The sequence below is a fragment of the Nonomuraea sp. B5E05 genome (genome assembly GCF_039880665.1).
Classification (GTDB): domain Bacteria; phylum Actinomycetota; class Actinomycetes; order Streptosporangiales; family Streptosporangiaceae; genus Nonomuraea.
Map to the genome: position 1 here is coordinate 268,714 of NZ_JBDPMJ010000002.1, position 18,076 is coordinate 286,789.

16 protein-coding genes are annotated in these 18,076 nt (G+C 71.1%); 7 read left to right on the forward strand and 9 right to left on the reverse strand.

Annotation, left to right across the window (positions count from 1 at the left end):
- Positions 1-5: 5 nt before the first annotated feature.
- Positions 6-473 carry a DUF1850 domain-containing protein gene (locus tag ABGB01_RS04645; RefSeq protein ID WP_347770630.1) on the forward strand — a complete coding sequence of 156 codons (468 nt, stop codon included), beginning with the start codon at positions 6-8 and terminating at the stop codon, positions 471-473.
- Here ABGB01_RS04645 and ABGB01_RS04650 read toward each other — a convergent pair.
- Both ABGB01_RS04650 and ABGB01_RS04655 read right to left on the reverse strand, forming a co-directional pair.
- On the reverse strand, positions 451-1,419 hold the full coding sequence (locus tag ABGB01_RS04650; RefSeq protein WP_347770632.1) for a magnesium transporter CorA family protein: 969 nt from the start codon (positions 1,417-1,419) through the stop codon (positions 451-453). The genes ABGB01_RS04645 and ABGB01_RS04650 overlap by 23 nt on opposite strands.
- Positions 1,419-2,126, reverse strand: coding sequence for a DUF72 domain-containing protein (locus ABGB01_RS04655; protein WP_347770634.1), 708 nt, complete (start codon positions 2,124-2,126; stop codon positions 1,419-1,421). Before ABGB01_RS04655 ends, ABGB01_RS04650 begins: the two co-directional genes overlap by 1 nt.
- Positions 2,127-2,213: 87 nt before the next feature.
- Between ABGB01_RS04655 and ABGB01_RS04660 the strand changes: the two genes are divergently transcribed.
- Positions 2,214-3,593, forward strand: a complete 1,380-nt coding sequence (locus ABGB01_RS04660) for a YibE/F family protein (protein WP_347770636.1) — start codon at positions 2,214-2,216, stop codon at positions 3,591-3,593.
- Positions 3,594-3,718: 125 nt separating this feature from the next.
- Here ABGB01_RS04660 and ABGB01_RS04665 read toward each other — a convergent pair whose 3' ends face one another.
- Entirely contained in the window at positions 3,719-5,065 is a 1,347-nt protein-coding gene (locus tag ABGB01_RS04665) for an MFS transporter (protein ID WP_347771238.1), read from the reverse strand.
- 334 nt (positions 5,066-5,399) lie between these two features.
- On the opposite strand from ABGB01_RS04665, the gene ABGB01_RS04670 reads away from it, so the two are divergent.
- Positions 5,400-6,566 carry a pyridoxal phosphate-dependent aminotransferase gene (locus ABGB01_RS04670; RefSeq protein WP_347770638.1) on the forward strand — a complete coding sequence of 389 codons (1,167 nt, stop codon included), beginning with the start codon at positions 5,400-5,402 and terminating at the stop codon, positions 6,564-6,566.
- A gap of 61 nt (positions 6,567-6,627) precedes the next feature.
- On the opposite strand, the gene ABGB01_RS04675 is transcribed toward ABGB01_RS04670, so the two are convergent.
- On the reverse strand, positions 6,628-7,308 hold the full coding sequence (locus tag ABGB01_RS04675; RefSeq protein ID WP_347770640.1) for a GntR family transcriptional regulator: 681 nt from the start codon (positions 7,306-7,308) through the stop codon (positions 6,628-6,630).
- A gap of 212 nt (positions 7,309-7,520) precedes the next feature.
- On the opposite strand from ABGB01_RS04675, the gene ABGB01_RS04680 reads away from it, so the two are divergent.
- From ABGB01_RS04680 to ABGB01_RS04695, 4 genes are read left to right on the forward strand one after another with little or no spacing between them, the layout of a single operon-like run.
- Positions 7,521-9,170, forward strand: a complete 1,650-nt coding sequence (locus ABGB01_RS04680) for a thiamine pyrophosphate-binding protein (RefSeq protein WP_347770642.1) — start codon at positions 7,521-7,523, stop codon at positions 9,168-9,170.
- A 2-nt stretch (positions 9,171-9,172) separates the two neighbouring features.
- The gene (locus ABGB01_RS04685; protein WP_347770644.1) at positions 9,173-10,570 is read left to right on the forward strand and encodes an MmgE/PrpD family protein; all 1,398 of its coding nucleotides are present in this window, start codon (positions 9,173-9,175) and stop codon (positions 10,568-10,570) included.
- Positions 10,567-11,436, forward strand: a complete 870-nt coding sequence (locus tag ABGB01_RS04690; RefSeq protein WP_347770646.1) for a DUF1932 domain-containing protein — start codon at positions 10,567-10,569, stop codon at positions 11,434-11,436. The genes ABGB01_RS04685 and ABGB01_RS04690 overlap by 4 nt, the downstream gene beginning before the upstream one ends.
- The gene (locus ABGB01_RS04695; protein ID WP_347770648.1) at positions 11,433-12,872 is read left to right on the forward strand and encodes an aldehyde dehydrogenase family protein; all 1,440 of its coding nucleotides are present in this window, start codon (positions 11,433-11,435) and stop codon (positions 12,870-12,872) included. The genes ABGB01_RS04690 and ABGB01_RS04695 overlap by 4 nt, the downstream gene beginning before the upstream one ends.
- A gap of 79 nt (positions 12,873-12,951) precedes the next feature.
- Here the strand turns inward: ABGB01_RS04695 and ABGB01_RS04700 are convergent, their stop codons facing one another.
- From ABGB01_RS04700 to ABGB01_RS04720, 5 genes are read right to left on the reverse strand one after another with little or no spacing between them, the layout of a single operon-like run.
- Entirely contained in the window at positions 12,952-13,794 is an 843-nt protein-coding gene (locus ABGB01_RS04700) for a carbon-nitrogen hydrolase family protein (protein WP_347770650.1), read from the reverse strand.
- Positions 13,795-13,811: 17 nt separating this feature from the next.
- Positions 13,812-15,158 carry a biotin carboxylase N-terminal domain-containing protein gene (locus tag ABGB01_RS04705; protein WP_347770652.1) on the reverse strand — a complete coding sequence of 449 codons (1,347 nt, stop codon included), beginning with the start codon at positions 15,156-15,158 and terminating at the stop codon, positions 13,812-13,814.
- Positions 15,155-16,108, reverse strand: a complete 954-nt coding sequence (locus ABGB01_RS04710) for a hypothetical protein (protein WP_347770654.1) — start codon at positions 16,106-16,108, stop codon at positions 15,155-15,157. Before ABGB01_RS04710 ends, ABGB01_RS04705 begins: the two co-directional genes overlap by 4 nt.
- Positions 16,101-16,817, reverse strand: a complete 717-nt coding sequence (locus ABGB01_RS04715) for a carboxyltransferase domain-containing protein (RefSeq protein ID WP_347770656.1) — start codon at positions 16,815-16,817, stop codon at positions 16,101-16,103. The genes ABGB01_RS04710 and ABGB01_RS04715 overlap by 8 nt, the downstream gene beginning before the upstream one ends.
- Positions 16,814-17,578, reverse strand: coding sequence for a 5-oxoprolinase subunit PxpA (locus ABGB01_RS04720; RefSeq protein WP_347770658.1), 765 nt, complete (start codon positions 17,576-17,578; stop codon positions 16,814-16,816). Before ABGB01_RS04720 ends, ABGB01_RS04715 begins: the two co-directional genes overlap by 4 nt.
- Between the last annotated feature and the right edge of the window lie 498 nt (positions 17,579-18,076).

Sequence of the window (18,076 nt, forward strand, 5' to 3'; positions counted from 1 at the left end):
CCCTGGTGGCGGCGCTCGGCGGCGGCGCCGGGCGCCTCACCGTGAACGGCCTGCCCGTCGTCGCGGGTTCCTTCGCGATCGCCTACGTGCACTCGGTCTACAAGGCGCCCTCGGCTGAGGTGTTCACCGTCGAGGGGCGCCGGTTCACCATGCGGGCGGTCGTCTCGGCGAGCGACAGCGTGCTCGACTACTACGCCCTCGACGGCACGCGCTCCCGCACCCCCGAGGGCCTGTGGGTGCTGCGCCTGGCGTCGCCCGCGACGTACGACGGGCTGTCGCTGCTCACCACCTCGATCGGCCGCAGGACCCTGCTCGCGGGCGGCCGCTGCCTGCCCCTGTATCCCGCGTCCGGCGCCGCCCAGGTGCGGGTCGCGGTGCGGCTCACTCCCGACGTGCGCGGCCGGGCCTGCCGGCCGCCGTACGACGGGCTGCGCGCGGCAGGGGCGACGCTCACAACCAGTCGTTCTTCTTGAACACCGAGTACAGCACCACCGAGGTGAGCGCCACGAGGACCGCGGACGCCCAGAGCCCCCAGCTCTGCCCGGTGCCGGGAACGGGCACGTTCTGCCCGTAGAAGCCGGTGATCAGCGTGGGCACCGCGATGATGGCGGCCCAGCTGGTGACCCGTTTCATGATCTCGTCCAGCCGGAAGCCCTGCTGGGCGAGGCGGGTCTCGCGGACGTTCGCGAGCATCTCGCGGATCCCCTCGACCCACTCCGTCGCCCGCAGCACGTGGTCGTAGACGTCCGCGTAGTAGGGGGCCATCACGGGGTCGGCGACGATGTCCTGGTCGCGGTGGAGCAGGGTGCCGATCACCTCGCGCATCGGCATCGTGATCCTGCGGACCCGGGTGGTGTTCCCGCGCAGGTCGAACATCGCGCGTTGCAGCCGCCTGCCGTCTCCTGAGTCGCCTTCGTACAGGGACTCCTCCAGGGCCTCCGCCTGCGCGTCCAGCTCTTCCACCAGGTCGAGCTGGCCGTCCACCACGTAGTCGAGCAGGCCGTGCAGCAGGAACGGCACCCCGTGCCCGGCCAGGCGGGACAGCGTGTCCCAGCGCCTGACCACCTCGTCGATGTCGAAGGCGTCGCCGTCGCGCACGGTGACCAGGGCGTTCGCGGTGACGAAGACGTTCACCTCGACGGGACGCAGCCGCCCCTTCTCCACGTGCACCCCGTAGACCGTGATGAACAGCTGGTTGTCGTAGACGTCGACCTTCGGCCGCTGCCGGTCGGTGAGCGCGTCCTCCATCGCCAGCTCGTGCAGCCCCAGCTCCTCACCGACCGCGGTGAGCTCGGCGGCCGAGGGGCGGCACAGGTCGAGCCAGACGACGTTGCCCCGATCCGACACATGCCCGGAGAGCTCCTCGAGGGGGAAGCCCTCCTTCTCGAGGACGCCGTTCCGGTAGAGACGCGTGCGCACTAGCAGAGTCTGGTGAAGCGTCGCGCGTCCCGCACCGCCGCTCCCCCCAGGTCGTTGTTGAAGTAGACGTAGGCGTCCTGCCAGCCCGCCTCGCGCACCCGCCCGGCCCACGTCCTCAGCGCGGCGTCGCCGTAACCGATGCCGGCCCGCCCCTGGTGCAGGCGTACGTACCCCCATCCCGCGGTGCGCCAGAACGGGCCCTGCGGCCGGCCGCGGCGATCCGCCCAGCACAGCGCGGCGCCCCAGGCGCTCAGGATGTCGCGCACCTCGCGGGTCCACCACGAGTCGTGGCGCGGCTCCACGGCCACCCTGACGTGCGCGGGGAAGCAGGCCAGGCACCGGTCGAGGCGGCCGGGGTCGACCTGGAGGGTGGGCGGGAGCTGCAGCAGGATCGGCCCGAGCTTGTCCTTCAGCTCCGACGCGGCACCCATCAGCCGCCGCACCGGCTCATCCGGCTCGGCCAGCCGCTTGATGTGGGTCAGGAACCTGCTGGCCTTGACGGCCATCACGAAGCGCGGAGGCGTCCTGTCGCGCCAGGCGGCGAACACCTCGGGGCCGGGCAGGCGGTAGAAGGCGTTGTTGCTCTCGACCGTGGGGAACTCCGCCGCGTACGTCTCCAGCCAGAGCCGCTGCGGCACCCCCTGGGGATACAGCACGCCCCGCCAGTCCTTGTACTGCCACCCCGAGGTGCCCACCAGGCATGTCATGCCGTTGCAGCTACCCAGGCCCGCCGCGTGCAGTACTGTCCTTGTTCGTCAGCCGAGGAGGACCTTTCACCCGATGGGCGTTATCTGATGGGCGCCGGGCACGGGCACGGGCACGGCGCGTCCGCACCCCGCTCGCGGCGCACGATGATGGCGAGCCTGGCCGTCCTGGTGCCGGTGGCCGTCGTCACGCTGGCGGCCCTGCTGTGGCTCTGGCCGGACGGCCGGGCGGAGCAGCAGGGCGGCGGCGCGCAAGCGTCGGCCGTCGAGCGGCTGGCCGGCACCGTCACCGGCGTCACGCTCAGACGTTGCCCCGCCGCCCCCGAGGGCGCGCCGCGGCCCGACCCCGCCACCTGCGGCACCGCCACGGTCAAGCTCGGTGAGGGGCGCGACGCCGGCCGTGACGTCACGCTCCGCCTGCCGGGCGGCCCGGGGGCGCAGCGCTTCGCGCCCGGCGACGGCGTGATCCTGCTGCGCGACGCCGAGGGGGCCTACCAGATCTCCGACCATGACCGGGCGACGCCGCTGTGGTTGTTCGGCGTGGCCTTCGCGGTCGCGGTGATCGCGTTCGGCCGCTGGCGCGGGGTGACGGCGCTGATCGGGCTGGCGGTCACGTTCGTGCTGCTGCTGACGTTCGTCATCCCCGGCATCCTGGAGGGCAGATCCCCGATGCTGGTGGCCATCGTCGGGGCGGCGGCGATCATGCTGACGGTGCTCTACCTCACGCACGGCTTCTCGCTGCCCACGTCCATGGCCGTGCTCGGCACGCTGGCCAGCCTGGCGCTGACGGGCGCGCTGTCGTACGCGGCGCTCGGGCTCGCCCGGCTCAACGGGATCACCGATGACAGCGCGCTGACGCTGGGCATGAGCCTGTCGATCGACACTCAGGGGCTGCTGCTGGCCGGGATCATCATCGGCGCGCTTGGGGTGCTCGACGACGTCACGGTCACGCAGGCGGTGACGGTGGCCGAACTGGCCCAGGCCAACCCGTCGTACGGCTTCGCCCGCCTCTACCAGGCGGCCGGACGCATCGGGCGGGCCCACATCGCCTCGGTGATCAACACCATCATCCTGGCGTACGCGGGGGCGTCGCTGCCGCTGCTGCTGCTGTTCAGCATCGGGGAGCAGCCTCTGGGTCAGGTGCTGACGACACCGGTCATCGCCCAGGAGATCGTCCGCAGCGTGGCCGGCACGCTCGGCCTCATCGCCGCCGTCCCCATCACCACGGCCCTGGCCGCCCTGGCGGCCACCCGCCACCGGGAAGAGCCGGCGAAGACCTCCTCCGGCCGCCGCGCGAACCCTGACATGTCCGCCTCACGCCGCCGTGCGGAGCCCCGCGCGGCGGACGCTCCGCGAGAGGACTTCTTCACCCCGCATCCGTCCCACCACCACGACGGTTCCCCCGGCCAGGAGCCGGAGCCCCGCGGGGAACGCGGCCGCCCGGCCCGCCACCGCCGCGCGAGCACCTAGTCAGGGCCCTCGCCCGGCCGGCGAGGACGGCGCCGGCGGAGCGGGGACGTTGGGGGATCCAGCATCGGGATCCCGGCGGCCGGCCCGCGGCCGCGTTCACGGCCGGTGCCGGGTGGTCCATGGGCTCACTTCTCGGGGGAGACCGGGATCGCCGAAGGCTGCGCGTCCTGGGCGGTCAGGTCGTGCTCGTCCGGCTCACGCTGGGCTTCCGTGCGCTTGATGAGCGCGCGGACCCCCACGATCGACACGCACACCATGAGCATGGCGTACACGACGACTGCCACGATCGAGCCGGTCATGGTGAGCAGCGCCTGCCCGACGAACGGCACCGAGCCTCCGAAGAGCAGCGAGGACAACGCGTAGGAGACCGAGATGCCGGTGTAGCGGACCCGGCCAGGGAAGGCCTGCGCGAGCAGACCCGCCGTGGTGGCGTAGAACATCACATTGGGGATGGTCGCCACGACCACTCCGACCAGCGCCCAGCCGAAGGAGCCGGCGGAGAGCAGCAGGAACATGACCGGCAGGGTGCCCAGTTCGATCACCAGCATCGCGGTGACGCTCTTTCGTGGATCGAACCGGTTCGCGAGCACGGCGCCGAACGGCTGCACGCAGAACTGGACGATGGACGCGATCAGGATCACGCTGAGGATCGTCTGCCGCTGGAAGCCGAGATCGGCCGTGCCCCAGGAGAGCATGAAGGTGCTGCGGATGTAGGCCGAGGTCATCACCGCCGCCATGGTCAAAGTGGCGATCAGCACGATCATCCGGTGTTTCTTGAGCACGTCGACGAGCGGGTAGCGGACCACCTTTTTCGTGTCGCGCAGCCGGGCCAGCACCGGTGACTCCTCGATGCCGAGCCGGATGATCAGGCCGATGACGATGAGCACCGAGGAGACCAGGAAGGGGATGCGCCATCCCCACGACATGAATGCCTCGTCGCTGAGCAGGCTCGTCGCGGAGAAGGCCAGCGCGGCGAGGATGTGCCCGATCGGCGAGCCCTGCTGGGCGAAGGCCCCGAAGAGCACGCTCCGTTTGCGGTCGGTGTGCTCGGTGGCGATGAGTACCGCACCGCCCCACTCGCCACCGACGGCCAGCCCTTGGATGGCTCTGAGCAGGACCAGCGACACCGGGGCCAGCGGTCCGATGGTCTCGTAGGTGGGCAGCAGGCCGATGCCGACCGTCGCCGTTCCCATGAGCAGGAGCGTCGTGATCAGCATCCTCTTCCGGCCGATGCGATCACCGAGGTGACCGAAGATGATGCCGCCGAACGGGCGTGCCAGGAACCCGACCCAGAAGGTGGCGAAGGAGGCCAGGACGCCCGCGCCGGGCGAGGACTGCGGAAAGAACAGCGGCCCGAACACGAGCGCCGCCGCCGTCCCGAAGATATAGAAGTCGTACCATTCGATCGCCGTCCCGAACAGCGACGCTATTCCAGCTTTTCGCGCCATCTTCTCGTCGTGACGGAGCTGCATCACGGCCACCACATTTCAGTATTTGGGGGATCGATCGGACATTGCGGCTTCCGGCCTCGCGGGAGGTGATCGTCCACGGTCGGCGCGGCGTGAGCCTTCCTAGCCGGGGTGGGACTGTGGGCAGCCGCTCATTGGCGAATACTGATGTGTTCGGCACCATACACAGCTGTGTTCTGCACATCAACCCCCCTTTCATCGTTCGAAGAGAGGCGGAGAAGAATTTCCCATACCGTGGTATACAGTGGCATGCAGCCGTCGCCGCCTGGGTGGGAGAAGGGTTCGGCCTGCGTCATGAGGCTTGAGGCGACCTGCCGAAGCGGATCAAGGAGAAGAAATGACCGGTGCCCCATCTCGCACGTCCCGGGTCAGCCAGACCATCAAGCAGCACACGCAGCGCCCGTCCAGCCGGCCCGGTCCCACGGTGTCCCCGCTGCACGTCGGCGACCCCGACTTCGCCACACCGGAGTTCATCACGGACGCCCTGTGCGCGGCGGTGCGATCCGGTCTGACGCATTACGCGCAGCCCCAGGGCGATCCGCTCCTGCGGGAGGCGCTGGCGGCCGATCTCAGCTCACGGGCGCGCCGGCCCTACTCGGACCGCCAGGTCATCGTCACCGCCGGCGGCAGTCCGGCGATCAACTCGGCGATCCTGGCCGTCGTCGACCCAGGCGACCGCGTGCTGATCCCCAACCCCACCTACTCGCTCTACGCCGACTCGACGCGGCTGGCGGGCGGGGTGCCCGAGTACCTGCCACCGGGTCGCGACGGGCGGATCGACCTGGAACTGCTCGAACGGCGCGCGCCGGGGGCGCGCCTCGTCGTGTTGTGCCAGCCCGGCAATCCGACCGGCGGCGTCTACACGCGCGGGGAGCTCGAGCAGATCGCCAGGACGTCAGCCGAGCACGGCCTGCTCGTGCTGAGCGACGAGGCGTACGACCACATCGTCTACCACCACGCGACCTTCGTCTCCGCACTGGAGATCGACGCGCTCGCCGACCGCCTGATCTACTGCCAGACGCTGTCCAAGACCTTCGCGATGACCGGATGGCGCATCGGTTACGTCGCGGCGCCGCCTGATGTGGCCGCGGCGGCGGGACTGATCCATCGCACCTACAACGGCGCGGTCAACAGCGCTGTCCAGCGGGCGGCCCTGGCCGCGGTGACCACGCCGTCGACCTGGCCGGCGGACCGGCTCGCCGACTACGAGCGGCGACGCAAGATCGCGGTCGACGCGCTGGTGGACCTGCCCGGCGTCTCCTTCGAAGAGCCCGACGGAGCCTTCTACGTCTTCCTGCGCTACCCGCACGCACTGTCGTCGCGGCAGATGGCCGGGCATGCGCTGGCACACGGCGTCGGAGTGCGCTCCGGCAGCGAATTCGGCCCCGCGGGCGAAGGGTTCGTGCGCATCGCGTTCTGTGTCGAGGACGCGCAGCTGACAACCGGGCTGGCGCGGCTGCGCACGGCCCTCACCACCGACAGCCCGCAGGAGCTCACACCCTAGTGGTGCGCACTCCCCCGGGCGAGAGCTCTCGCGCGTCCGGCGCCGGCGCGGGCCGCGTGGGTCAGTCCTCGCTCTCCCACAGGGCCAGCCTTATGTCGCGGGCGTCGCTGAAGTGCCGGCCGCACAGCTTGCCTGCCTGCTCCTGGTCGCGCGCCTCGATCGCCTGCACGATCGCACGATGTTGCTCGATGGTCTGCTCGCGCCGGTTGGGGTAGGTCAGCGTCGTGTTGGGGAAACGGCCCAGATGCAGCTCGAGGCGTTCGAGCAGGTCCAGCAGCGCGAGCTGGTGTGTGCACCGCCAGACCGCCTCGTGGAACTCCCGGTTCGCCTCGACCATGCCCCGCGGGTTGTCGACGTCAACGGCTTCGTACCGCTTCGCGGCCTTGCGCAGGGTCAGCAGGTCGTGCGTCGTCCGCCGTTCGGCGGCCGCCCGTCCCGCCTCGCTCTCCAGCAGGATCCGCACCTCGTAGAGATCCAGGATCTCGGCCGGGCTGTGGTCGCGGACCATCAGGCCGTCCCCGCCCCGGACGACCAGCCCGTCCTGCTCCAGGCGCAGCAGTGCCTCGCGGATGGGCGTGCGGCTGACTTCGTACATGCCCGCGAGTGCGCTTTCCACCAGGTGCTGGCCCGGTTTCAGGTCGCCGAGGTAGATCGACTCCTTGAGCTGCTCGTACAGCGGGCGACGCCGGCTGTCGGGAAGGCTCGCGAGCGATCGGCTCGATCCGGCCGAGGCAGACTTCATACCGCTCCTCTGTCGTGTGGCGCTGCCCGGCAGTGTCAGTGCGCAGCTGCATACAGCATAACTGCACCGGCGTGAGACCGTCGACGGGCCCGTTACGCGGACATGTTCCTCGTTCACCGTGCCCGTGACCTGACTGGGGAGAGGCTTGGCCGGTTGACCCCTTCGTGTCTGTATTCTACGGTGGACCTCTGTATACAGCCTTGTAGCGAGGCATGCTGCGGTGGATCGTCGAAGGGAACTCCATGGCCGAGTCCGGCAATGTGGCATCCGTGATGGCCGACTACCTCGTCGGCGCAGGGGTATCGCACGTCTTCACCTACCCAGGAGACCCGACGATCGAGTTTCTGGAGGCGCTACGCCGAAGCGGCTGCGAGGTCGTCCTCGGCCGGCGGGAAGGCACCGCGGTCTTCATGGCCGAGGGGTACGCGCAGGCGACAGGCAGGCTCGGGGCATGCGTGTCGACGCTCGGCCCCGGATCGACCGCCATCGTCAACGGCGTGGCCGCGGCGACCTGGGACCGGGTGCCGATGCTCGCGATCTCCGGGCAGATCGAGACGGCACGTGAGCAGTTCTTCACCCATCAGGTGGTGGACCATCAGGCGTTGTTCGGCCCGATCACCAAATGGGCCGGCCGGGTGGAGGCGGCCGCCGTGGGCGTCACCCTGCGCAAGGCCATCCGCACCGCGACGGCGGAGCGGCCCGGTGCCGTGCACCTCAGCGTCGGAGGGGACGTCTTCAAGACGCCGGTCGCCGGCACCGACGTCGTGGTGCCTCCGCTCGAAGCCGAACGTCTCGGAATCGAGGTTCACCGTGCGCCCACAGCGGACGCCGACACGGTCGGCGCCCTCCGCCGTGCCAGGCGCCCGGTGATCCTGGCCGGGATCGGCGCGGTGCGCGCGGGCGCCACCGAGTCCCTGACCCGGTGCGCGGAGACCATCGGCGCGCCGGTGGTCGTCGCACCGATGGCGAAGGGCGTACTGCCGGAGGACCATCCCTACTTCGCGGGTGTCCTCGACATGGCCTGCAACACGGTGATGTGGGACCTGCTGGCCGGGAGCGACCTCATCCTCGCGGTCGGCTTCGATCCGGTCGAACTGATCAAGCCGTGGACGCTGCGCGTCCCGGTGATCCACGTGGACGCGCTCGCCAACACCGACCAGATCTACCGTGCCGACATCGAACTCGTCGGCGCCATCCCCGTCATCCTCGACGCGTTGTCCGGCGACTGGCAGGGACAGCCGAGGTGGGCGGAGGCCGAGGTGCGCCGGCACCGGGAGAATCTCAGCGCTCTCTACTACGCCGGGCGAAACCCCGACCGGCTCAACCCGACCGACGTGGTCGACGGGGTGCGCGCCGCGCTCCCGCCCGACGCGGTCGTCAGCTGCGACGTCGGCTCGCACAAGCTTCTGGTCGGGCAGGGCTGGCGCACGACGCGGCCACGCGGCGTCCTGATGAGCAACGGGCTCTCCTCGATGGGCTTCGGCCTGCCCGCCGCCATCGGCGCGAAACTCGCCGATCCCGGCCGGCCGGTGGCCGCGCTGGTGGGGGACGGAGGCTTCGCGATGGCAGCCACCGAGATGCGGCTCGCCGCCGCCCTGGGGCTGCCCATCGCGGTCGTGGTCTTCGTCGACGAAAGCCTGAACAGGATCGAGCTGAAGCAGATGGCGCAGGGCTATCCCAGCACGGCGACGCGGATCGAGCCGATGGACCTGACACGGCTGGCCGAGTCGATGGACTGCGACGGCGTACGCGTCGAGACGGTCGCCGAGCTGGAGAAGGCGACCGGCTCGCTCGGTGAGCTGTCGCGGCCACTGGTGATCGAGGCCGTCATCGACCCCGCTCAGTACGAGCACCAGTTCTGACCATGTCACGCATCCACGAACACCACGATGCTCCGATCCTTGCCGAGCTCGCCGCACGCACCGTTCAGGCGCGGACCGGCGCAATCCCGCAAGCCGCCGGACATGCCGCGAACCGAGCCCTCGTCGACTGGTACGCCGCCGCGGTGTCCGGCGGCGTGGAGCCACCGGCCCGCATTCTCAGCGAGGTGGTGCTGGCCGAGAGCGTGGCGGGCCACTCGTGTGTCGTACCCTCCGGACGCGCCGTACCCGCCCGTCCCGCGGCGCTGATCAACGCGACGGCCGCCCACACCACCGAGATAGACGACATCTTCCGCGACGGCATGTACCACCCGGGCGCCCCCACCATCGCCGCGGCGCTCGCGGTCGCCGAGGAGGTGAACGCCTCGGGCGCCGACCTGCTGCGGGCCATAGTTCTCGGGTTCGAGGTGGGCTGCCGCCTGGCGCAGGCCGTCGCGCCCTCGCACTATCGTTTCTGGCATCCGACCGGCACCATCGGCGCGCTCGGCGCCACGGTGGCCGCCGCCGACCTGTACGACCTCGACGCCGACCGGTTGACGCACGCCCTGGCGACCGCCACCACCATGGCGGCCGGGCTGCAGCAGGCGTTCCGCGGCGAGTCGATGAGCAAGCCACTGCATGCGGGGCGGGCGGCGGAGACCGGAGTGTTCGCCGCCGCCACGGCCGCGCGCGGGTTCACGGGCACCGCCGGCGCCTTCGACGGCGAGGCCGGCCTCGCCGCGGCGATGTCGGCTGACGCCGATCTCTCCGTCGCGGCCCGGAGCTTCGGCGAACCCTTCGCGGTCGGCTCGATCACCGTCAAGAACCACGCGTGTTGCGGGCACACGTTCGCCGCGGTGGACGCCGCGCTGGAGCTGCGCTCCGCGTTCCCGGATCTCCGGGACATCGAGCGGATCGAGATCGATACCTACCGCGCGGCCACCATCACCGCGGGACATCCACGGCCGGAGACCGCCTTCGAGGCGAAGTTCAGCCTGGCCTACTGCGTCGCCGCGGCACTGGGCCTCGGCACGGTCCGCGCAGCGGCCTTCGAACCGTCCGCGCTCGCCGACCCGCTGCTGCGCCGTCTGGTGGAACGCACCGTGGTCCGGGTGGACGGCCGCTACGAGAAGCTCGCCCCGAACCGGCGTGCCGCCAGGGTGACCGTCTCCGGCGAGAACAACGGCCGGCGCTCCGCCGAGAGGCTGACCCGGCGCGGCGATCCGGACGAACCGCTCAGCGACGCCGAGCTCAGCGACAAGTTCGTCGAGTTCACCCAGCCGGTCCTCGGCGGGACGGCCGCTCGCGACCTGCTCGCCCGGGCCTGGCGGGTGTCCTCCCTGCGGCACGTACGTGACCTGAACCGGCTGCCGGCATCTACCGAGAATCGAGTGATCACATGAGCGTCACCCTGGGGTTGATCGGCCTGGGCGAGGCGGGACTCGCCATCGCCGACGGGCTGCGCACCGAGGGGGTGGAGGTCCACGGCTACGACGTGCGGGCCGGTGACCCCGCCGTGGCCGAGCGCATCCGCGAGGCCGGAGTCGTACCGCGGGCGAGCACGGCCGACCTCGCCGGCACCTGCGACGTCCTGATCGGGCTGACCACGGCGAGCACGGCGAAGGCGGTGGTGGGCGACCTGGAGGATTCACTCCGGCCACGGCACGTCTTCACCGACTGGAACTCGGGCAGCCCGGGGCTCAAACGCGAGCTCGCCGGGATGGTCTCGCGGACCGGCGCGCGGTTCGCCGACGGCGCCGTGATGGGCGCCGTACCACCGGCGCGGCACCGGGTGCCGGTGTTGCTGAGCGGTGACGGGGCCGAGGCCCTGGCCGCAACGGTGGAGGGCCTCGGGTTCAACCTCGAAGTGATCGGCCCCGAGCCGGGGCAGGCGTCCGCGGTCAAGATGATGCGCAGCCTTCTGATCAAAGGGCTGGAGGCGCTGCTGCTGGAGTTCGTGGCGGGAGCCGACCGCTACGGGATCACCGAGCGCGTGCTCGGCTCCATGGACGGCGCCCTGCCCGTACACGACTGGGGTGAGCTCGCCTCCTATCTGCTGACCCGCAGCTACACGCACGGAGCCCGGCGAGCCGAGGAGCTGCGCCAGGTGGCGGCCACGCTGGCCTCGTCCGGGGTGGAGCCGGTGGTCGCCTCCGCGGGGGCCACGCGACTGCAGTGGCTGGTGGATCTCGGCCTGGATCGTTCCTCCCCGCCTCCCGCGCATTACCGGGACGTGCTGGAACTCATCAAGGAGGCGCAGGCGAGATGACCGATCTTCCCCTTTTCCTCGAAGGCGCTTGGGTCGCCGGCGAGACCAGCTACCAGCACGACGACACCTACAGCGGGCAGTTCGCCGCGACCGTGCAGGTCCCCGGCCGCGAGCAGGTGAGCTCGGCGCTCAGGGCCCTGGCCACGGCGCAGGCGGCGAGCAGGCTCACCGCGCACGACCGGTTCCGGATCCTCGCGCGTGCCTCGGACGGGGTACGGCGGCGTTCGGCCGAGTTCGCCGACACGATCATCACCGACACCGGCTTCACGGTGACCGACGCGGAGCGGGAGGTCTCCAGGGCGGTCGAGACGCTGCGCCTGTGCGGGGAGGAAGCCAACCGGCTCACCGGCCGGATGGTGCCGTTGGAGGGCGCTCCCGGGGTCAGCGGCCGGTTCGGCTACACGATGCGCCGCCCGCTCGGTGTCGTCTGCGCGATCACTCCCTTCAACTCGCCGCTGAACACCGTCTGCCACAAGGTCGGGCCGGCGCTGGCCGCGGGGAACGCGGTGCTGCTCAAGCCGGCCGCGGAGACACCGCTGACGGCGGCGCTGCTCGTCCGCGTGCTGCTGGAGGCGGGGCTGCCGGAAGATCTCATCGCGCTCGTCCAGGGCGAGGGCGCCGACGTGGGCCAATGGCTGCTGGACGACCCCACTCCCGCGTTCTACGCCTTCACCGGGAGCACCCGGGTGGGAGAGCACATCCGGCGCAGCGTCGGACTCCGCCGTACCCAGCTCGAACTGGGCAGCCTGGCGAGCACGATCGTCTGCGACGACGCGGACGTCGCGGCGGCGGCGGCCCTGTGCGTGAACGCGGCCTTCCGCAAGGCGGGCCAGGTGTGCACGTCGGTGCAGCGGCTCTACGTGCAGCGGCCCGTGCAGGACGAGCTGGTGGCCGCGCTGGGCGAGCAGCTTCGCGGTCGCCCGGCCGGGGATCCCCGGCTGCCGGAGACCTTCGTCGGCCCGCTCATCCGCCCCGCGGCCGCCGACCGGGTGTCGAGCTGGGTCGGCGCGGCGGTGGAGTGCGGAGCCCGGGTGGTCAGCGGGGGCGGGCGCAGCGGCGCGGTCCTGGAGCCGACGATCCTCACCGACGCGACGACCGAGATGCGGGTCATGCGGGAGGAGGTGTTCGGGCCCGTCGTGGTGCTGCGCCCGTTCGACGACCTCGACGAGGCGATCGCGGAGGCCAACGACACCCCCTACGGTCTGGCGGCCGGGGTGTTCACGGCGAGCCTTGGACGCGCGCTGCGCGCGGCGGAGAATCTCCGGGTGGGCACGGTGCACATCAACGAGACGTCGAGCAGCCGCGTGGACCTCATGCCGTTCGCCGGCGTCAAAGCGAGCGGCACCGGCGCGGAGGGCCCCCGGTACGCGGTCGCGGAGATGACGGAGGAACGGCTGGTCACCATCGGGGCGGGCCCGGGCGACCGGTCACGATGACCGGACCCTCAACACCGAGCCGCCACGACCGGCCCCTCATGGCAGGGCCCCATGACCGGGAAGAGGCCGCCAGGCGACGTCATGCCCCGGGTGCGCCCAGAGCCCGGTAGAGCTCCGGACGGCGGTGCCGGCGCACGTCCGCGTAGTCGCGCGCCGTGGTGATCGCGCCGCCGTCCAGCCGGGCGCGGACCACCTCGGCCGTTCCGTCCGGGTCGGATGCGATGATCTCACCGCTCGGTGCGGCGACGCCGCTCCCGCCGCGGAAGATGCCCGCGCTGTCCACCCCGCGCCGGTTCGCCGCGATGAAGAAGGCGTTGTTCTCCATGGCGCGCGTGCTCGCGCGTGTCAGCAGGGTGCTGGGCGATCCTGGCCTGCTGACGAGTGCGAACACGCAGACCAGCAGTTCGGCGCCGAGCACCGACTGGACGCGGCACACCTCGGGGAAGCGGGAGTCGTAACAGACGGACAGGCCGATCCGTGCCAGCTCGCTGTCCGCGACCCGGATCTCGGCGCCGGGCGTGAAGTAGTGCCATTCCTCGCGCCACAGGTGTGTCTTGCGCTGAACCCGCGGCGCGGCGCCGTCGGGTGAGACCAGGGCGACCGAGTTGTACAGGGCGCCGCTTCCCGGCTGCTCGCTGAAGCCGTACACGACGTGCACGCCGGCCGCTCGGGCCGCGCGCCCGATGGCGTCGCCGGCCGGGCCACCGAGCTGGTCCGACTGCGTTCGAAGCGCTCGGTGGAACGCGGGGTCGTAGCGCGGCGGCACGTAGCCGGTGGTGGCCAGTTCGGGAAAGACGACGAGATCGGTCGGCGCGGCCGCCGCCTCGCGCTCGATGATGCCGGCCATCAGCGCGACGTTCGTGTCCCGCTCCAGGGCTCGCGGGGAGAACTGCGCTATCGCGACGTCGATGTGGTCTCGCACGGCGCCCGCCTTCCTCCTCAGCCGGCTCTCTCCCGCATTCTGCTGATGATCCCGGTGTCGTAGTCCCCCGACCTGAATTCGGGGTCGTCGAGCAGTTCGAGGTGGAAGGGCAGCGTCGTCTTCGGCCCGGAGACGACGAACGCGGCCACCGCCTCGCGCGCCAGGGCGATCGCCGCTTCCCGATCGCCGGCGTGGACGATGAGCTTGGCCAGGAGCGAGTCGTACTGAGCCGTCACGGCGTCGCCTTTCCCGTAGCCGGCGTCCACCCGGATGCCCTCGCCGGCCGGCTCCTCCCATGCGGTGATGTCTCCTGGTGAAGGAAGGAACCTGCGAGCGTCCTCGGCGTTGACGCGCATCTCGATGGCGTGCCCTCGGGAGCGCAGACCGTCCAGGGCGAAGCCCACCGGCTCGCCGGAGGCGATCCGCAGTTGCGCCGCGACGAGGTCGACGCCGAACACGGCTTCGGTGACCGGATGCTCCACCTGCAGGCGGGTGTTCATCTCCAGGAAGAAGAACTCCCCCGTGCGCGGGTCGACGAGGAACTCGACCGTGCCCGCGTTGCGGTAGTGCACCGACTCACCGGCCGCAACGGCCGCCTCGGCGAGCGCGGCTCGCAACGTGCCGTCGAGCCCGGGCGCCGGCGCCTCCTCGAGCAGCTTCTGGTTACGGCGCTGCACCGAGCAGTCGCGATCGCCGAGTGCGATCACACGCCCGTCCGCGAGGCCGAGGATCTGCACCTCGACGTGCCTCGCGCTGGGCAGATACCGCTCCACGAAGATTCTGTCGTCGCCGAACAGCCGCATCGTCTTGTCGATCAGCGACTGGTAGGCCCTGGCCGCCGCCGCCCGATCATGCGCGACGACCATGCCCATGCCTCCGCCCCCGGCCGACGCCTTCATCATCAGCGGGAAGCCGACGGACTCAGCGGCCTCATCGACCTCATCGAGGCTGCGGACCGCGCCGGGCGAGCTGGGCAACACGGGCACGCCGGCGGCGGCGACCCTGGCCCTCGCCTCGATCTTGTCCCCCATCGCGGCGATGGTCTCCGGCTCAGGCCCGACCCACCCGCAGCCGGCGCGGAGCACGGCCGCGGCGAAGTCCGCGTTCTCGGAGAGGAAGCCGTAGCCGGGGTGGACCGCCTGCGCTCCGCTCTCCCGCAGCGCGGCGAGCACGGCGTCGGCGTCACCGTAACCGGCGGTCGTGCCGGACACGAGCTCATAGGCCTGATCCGCCTCGCCGACGAAGGGCAGGTCCTTGTCCACGGGGGAATGAACGGCGACCGTGCGCACGCCCAGCCCGCGCGCGGTGCGGATGATCCGGCGCGCGATCTCGCCACGGTTGGCGACGAGCAACGAGTCGATCAACGTTCCTCCTTGTGTGCCCGGCCGCTCGCGGCGGCCGTCACGCGGTCCAGCATTCGCTGACGAAGGCGGTGCTCCTCGACCGCCTCTCCGGTCGAGCACAGCCGGAATCGAACACCGTCACCAGGGCGTAGCTGCCCCGCGACGGACAGGCCCGCGGTCGTGACGACCGCGAGGATCGGATAACCGGCGGTGATGCTGCGTCCCCTGTGCAACACGATCAGCTCCTCGGACGGAGTGAGCTCCACCGCCCCTATCGCGACGCCGCGGGAGGTCAGCTCGCCGGGCATGGACAAGGGTGGAAGCTCGCCGTTCAGCCTGATCCCGACGTGGTTGCTTCTCGTGTCCACGACGTACGCACCGCGCAGGATCTCGTCCCGTACGCCGGCGAAGGCGTCCCATTCCGGTCCGGTGCAGACGGGCAGGGTCGCCGGGTCGCCGTAGGTGGCGACGAAGCCGTCCGGCAGTTCGGGCTCCATGCAGGCCTGGCGGGGAGACGGGACGAAGGGGATCTCGTCGCCGCGCCGGAGGCGAGCGCCGAAGCCCAGCGCCGGGTCGGGCGCCACGCTGCCGAGGAACGCCGGCACGTCGAGCCGCCCGCGCACCCCCACATAGCAGCGCAGCCCCTGCCGGATGTCGCGGATCTCGATGTCGGCGTCCGCCGGGACGGTCGTCGCGCGCCACTGGCCGATCGGCTGCCCGCCGACCCGCACGTTCGCGACGGCACCGGTCACCGCGATGGTCGTGCCGGCCGACACCGAGAACGTGAACGGCATCGCGGTGATCTCGAGCAACGGGTTCGCCGGGGAGTTGCCCAGCAGCGCGTTGGCCGCCCGCGCCGAGTAGGCGTCCGCGGCTCCGTTGCTGGAGACCCCGAGACGTGCCGTGCCGCTGCGGCCGAGGTCCTGCACCGAGGCTATGCCCGCGCGGCGCACGGAGACGCGGTCACCCATGGCTCACCCGCACCGCGGTTCCGCGCAGGTCGTGCCATTCGTCGGCGGTGATCGCCTCGAAGCGGATCTCGTCGCCGGGGCGCCAGGGCACCAGCGGGTCCGCGTCGATGTCGATCAGCCGGAAGGGGGTGTGGCCGATGATCTGCCAGCCGCCCGGCCCGTCCATGGTCTTCACGAAGCCCTGCGTGCCCGCCAGCAGAACGGCGCCCGCCCGCACCTTGGGCCGCGGGCTCCGCTGCCGCGGCACGGGCGCCGGCAGGTCGGGCCCGTCCATCATGGGCCCGCCTATCGGGCCGGCCAGGCAGCGCACGCGGTAAGGGGCGCGCGTGTGGCATTCGATCAACGCGGCGGGCGACAGGCCGAGCGACGCGGCCAGCGACTCGAGGTCGGGGCCGTGCTCGCCGCCGTAGCAGGTCGGCAGCACGAACCGGCGTACGGGGGGCATGGACGTGCCGTCCATGCGGGACAGTTCGCCGACGAGTTGCTCCACGCGGTGGCGTACCGAGGGGTAGTCCGTGACGACGCAGTCGAACTCGATGAGGACATGCCGGTATGTCGGTATGGAGTTCAGCACTCCGGGCACCGGACGGTCGTCGACGGCCCGGCCCAGCAACTGCGTGGCCCGCCAGACCTCGTCCTTCGTCCCGCCTGACAACTCCACCAGGACGGCCGAGTCACCGAAGGGGTCGACGCGCGCGGCAATGCTCATCGGCTGCCCAGGCCCTCGACGGCGATTCCGGCGTCGTCGAAGGCGCGCCGGACCCCACGGGCCAGCTCGACCGCACCGGCGGTGTCGCCGTGCAGCAGGATCGTGTCGCAACGGACCGGCACGTCCTTGCCGGACACCGTCCGAACCACCTTCTCGGTGACCATGCGGATCGCGCGGGCGATGACCTGGTCCCTGTCGTGGATGACGGCGCCCGGGACGTGCCGGGGGACCAGCTCTCCGTCATCGCCGTAGGCCCGGTCGGCGAAGCCGGAGAAGCCGCAGGCCAGCCCGCGCTTCTGCGCGGCGTCGGTCAGCCCGCCCTCACGGGTGACGATCCTGAGCGCCGGGTCGAAGTCCGCGACCGCACTGGCCACGGCGTCGGCGTAGTCGGACCGTTTTCGCGTGAGGTTCCCCAGCTTGCCGTGGGGCGAAAGATGGGTGAGACGTGCGCCGTTCGCGCGGACGAACGCGGCCAGCGCGCCCAGCTGGTAGAGGACGTCGGTGTAGACCTCGTCCGGCGTGCAGTCGATCGCACGCCGCCCGAAGCCCGCGAGGTCGGGAAAGCCGGGATGGGCGCCGATGTCGACACCGTTCTCGACGCAGCGCCGCACCGTGCGGTTCATGATGCGGGGGTCGCCGGCGTGAAACCCGCAGGCGACGTTGGCCGAGCTGACCACCTCGAGCATCGCGGCGTCGTCGCCCATCGTGTAGGCACCGAAACCTTCGCCCAGGTCGGCGGCGAGATTGATTCGAGTCGGCACGCTGGAAGCCTCCTTCTGGCCAATGCTTGTCACCCCGGCGCGGCAACGGTCGACGAGGTAGGCTCACGTACCCACCGGATACTTATAGTATACCGATGTATACAGCTTCTGCCAAGAGTGTCGGAGCTCCTGAACAGCGCAGCGAGCCGGCCGGGCCATCACGGGGGTGTGGCGCACGACAGTATGTATACCGTCGTGCGCAGGGCGGGGCGGCCGATGATCCTGGGGTGCAGGCCGACCGACATCATCCGCGGGTGCCGCGCGCTCTCGGCCAGCAGGATCGAGATCGCCGGTCGGTGTGCCCGGCGCCAGAAGGACGACCCCGGAACGGGCAGCGGCGGCCGTCAGCAGCGAGGTGGCCGTGTTACTCAGGCCCGGCCCGTGCGTCGCGCTCGCCACTCCGGGCTTGCCGGAGAACCGCGCGTAACCGTCGGTTATGGCGACGGCGCTCGTTACGTTTTTCACATTCTCGCGTATGGCATGCAAGTGTACGCAGAT

Bases quoted from the DNA above. Each gene is read 5' to 3' on its own strand.
- ABGB01_RS04665 (WP_347771238.1), bottom strand. From the start codon at position 5,065: ATGCAGCTCCGTCACGACGAGAAGATGGCGCGAAAAGCTGGAATAGCG.
- ABGB01_RS04675 (WP_347770640.1), bottom strand. From the start codon at position 7,308: ATGAAGTCTGCCTCGGCCGGATCGAGCCGATCGCTCGCGAGCCTTCCC.
- ABGB01_RS04660 (WP_347770636.1), top strand. From the start codon at position 2,214: ATGGGCGCCGGGCACGGGCACGGGCACGGCGCGTCCGCACCCCGCTCG.
- ABGB01_RS04710 (WP_347770654.1), bottom strand. From the start codon at position 16,108: ATGGGTGACCGCGTCTCCGTGCGCCGCGCGGGCATAGCCTCGGTGCAG.
- ABGB01_RS04695 (WP_347770648.1), top strand. From the start codon at position 11,433: ATGACCGATCTTCCCCTTTTCCTCGAAGGCGCTTGGGTCGCCGGCGAG.
- ABGB01_RS04655 (WP_347770634.1), bottom strand. From the start codon at position 2,126: ATGACATGCCTGGTGGGCACCTCGGGGTGGCAGTACAAGGACTGGCGG.
- ABGB01_RS04685 (WP_347770644.1), top strand. From the start codon at position 9,173: ATGTCACGCATCCACGAACACCACGATGCTCCGATCCTTGCCGAGCTC.
- ABGB01_RS04670 (WP_347770638.1), top strand. From the start codon at position 5,400: ATGACCGGTGCCCCATCTCGCACGTCCCGGGTCAGCCAGACCATCAAG.
- ABGB01_RS04715 (WP_347770656.1), bottom strand. From the start codon at position 16,817: ATGAGCATTGCCGCGCGCGTCGACCCCTTCGGTGACTCGGCCGTCCTG.
- ABGB01_RS04680 (WP_347770642.1), top strand. From the start codon at position 7,521: ATGCTGCGGTGGATCGTCGAAGGGAACTCCATGGCCGAGTCCGGCAAT.
- ABGB01_RS04690 (WP_347770646.1), top strand. From the start codon at position 10,567: ATGAGCGTCACCCTGGGGTTGATCGGCCTGGGCGAGGCGGGACTCGCC.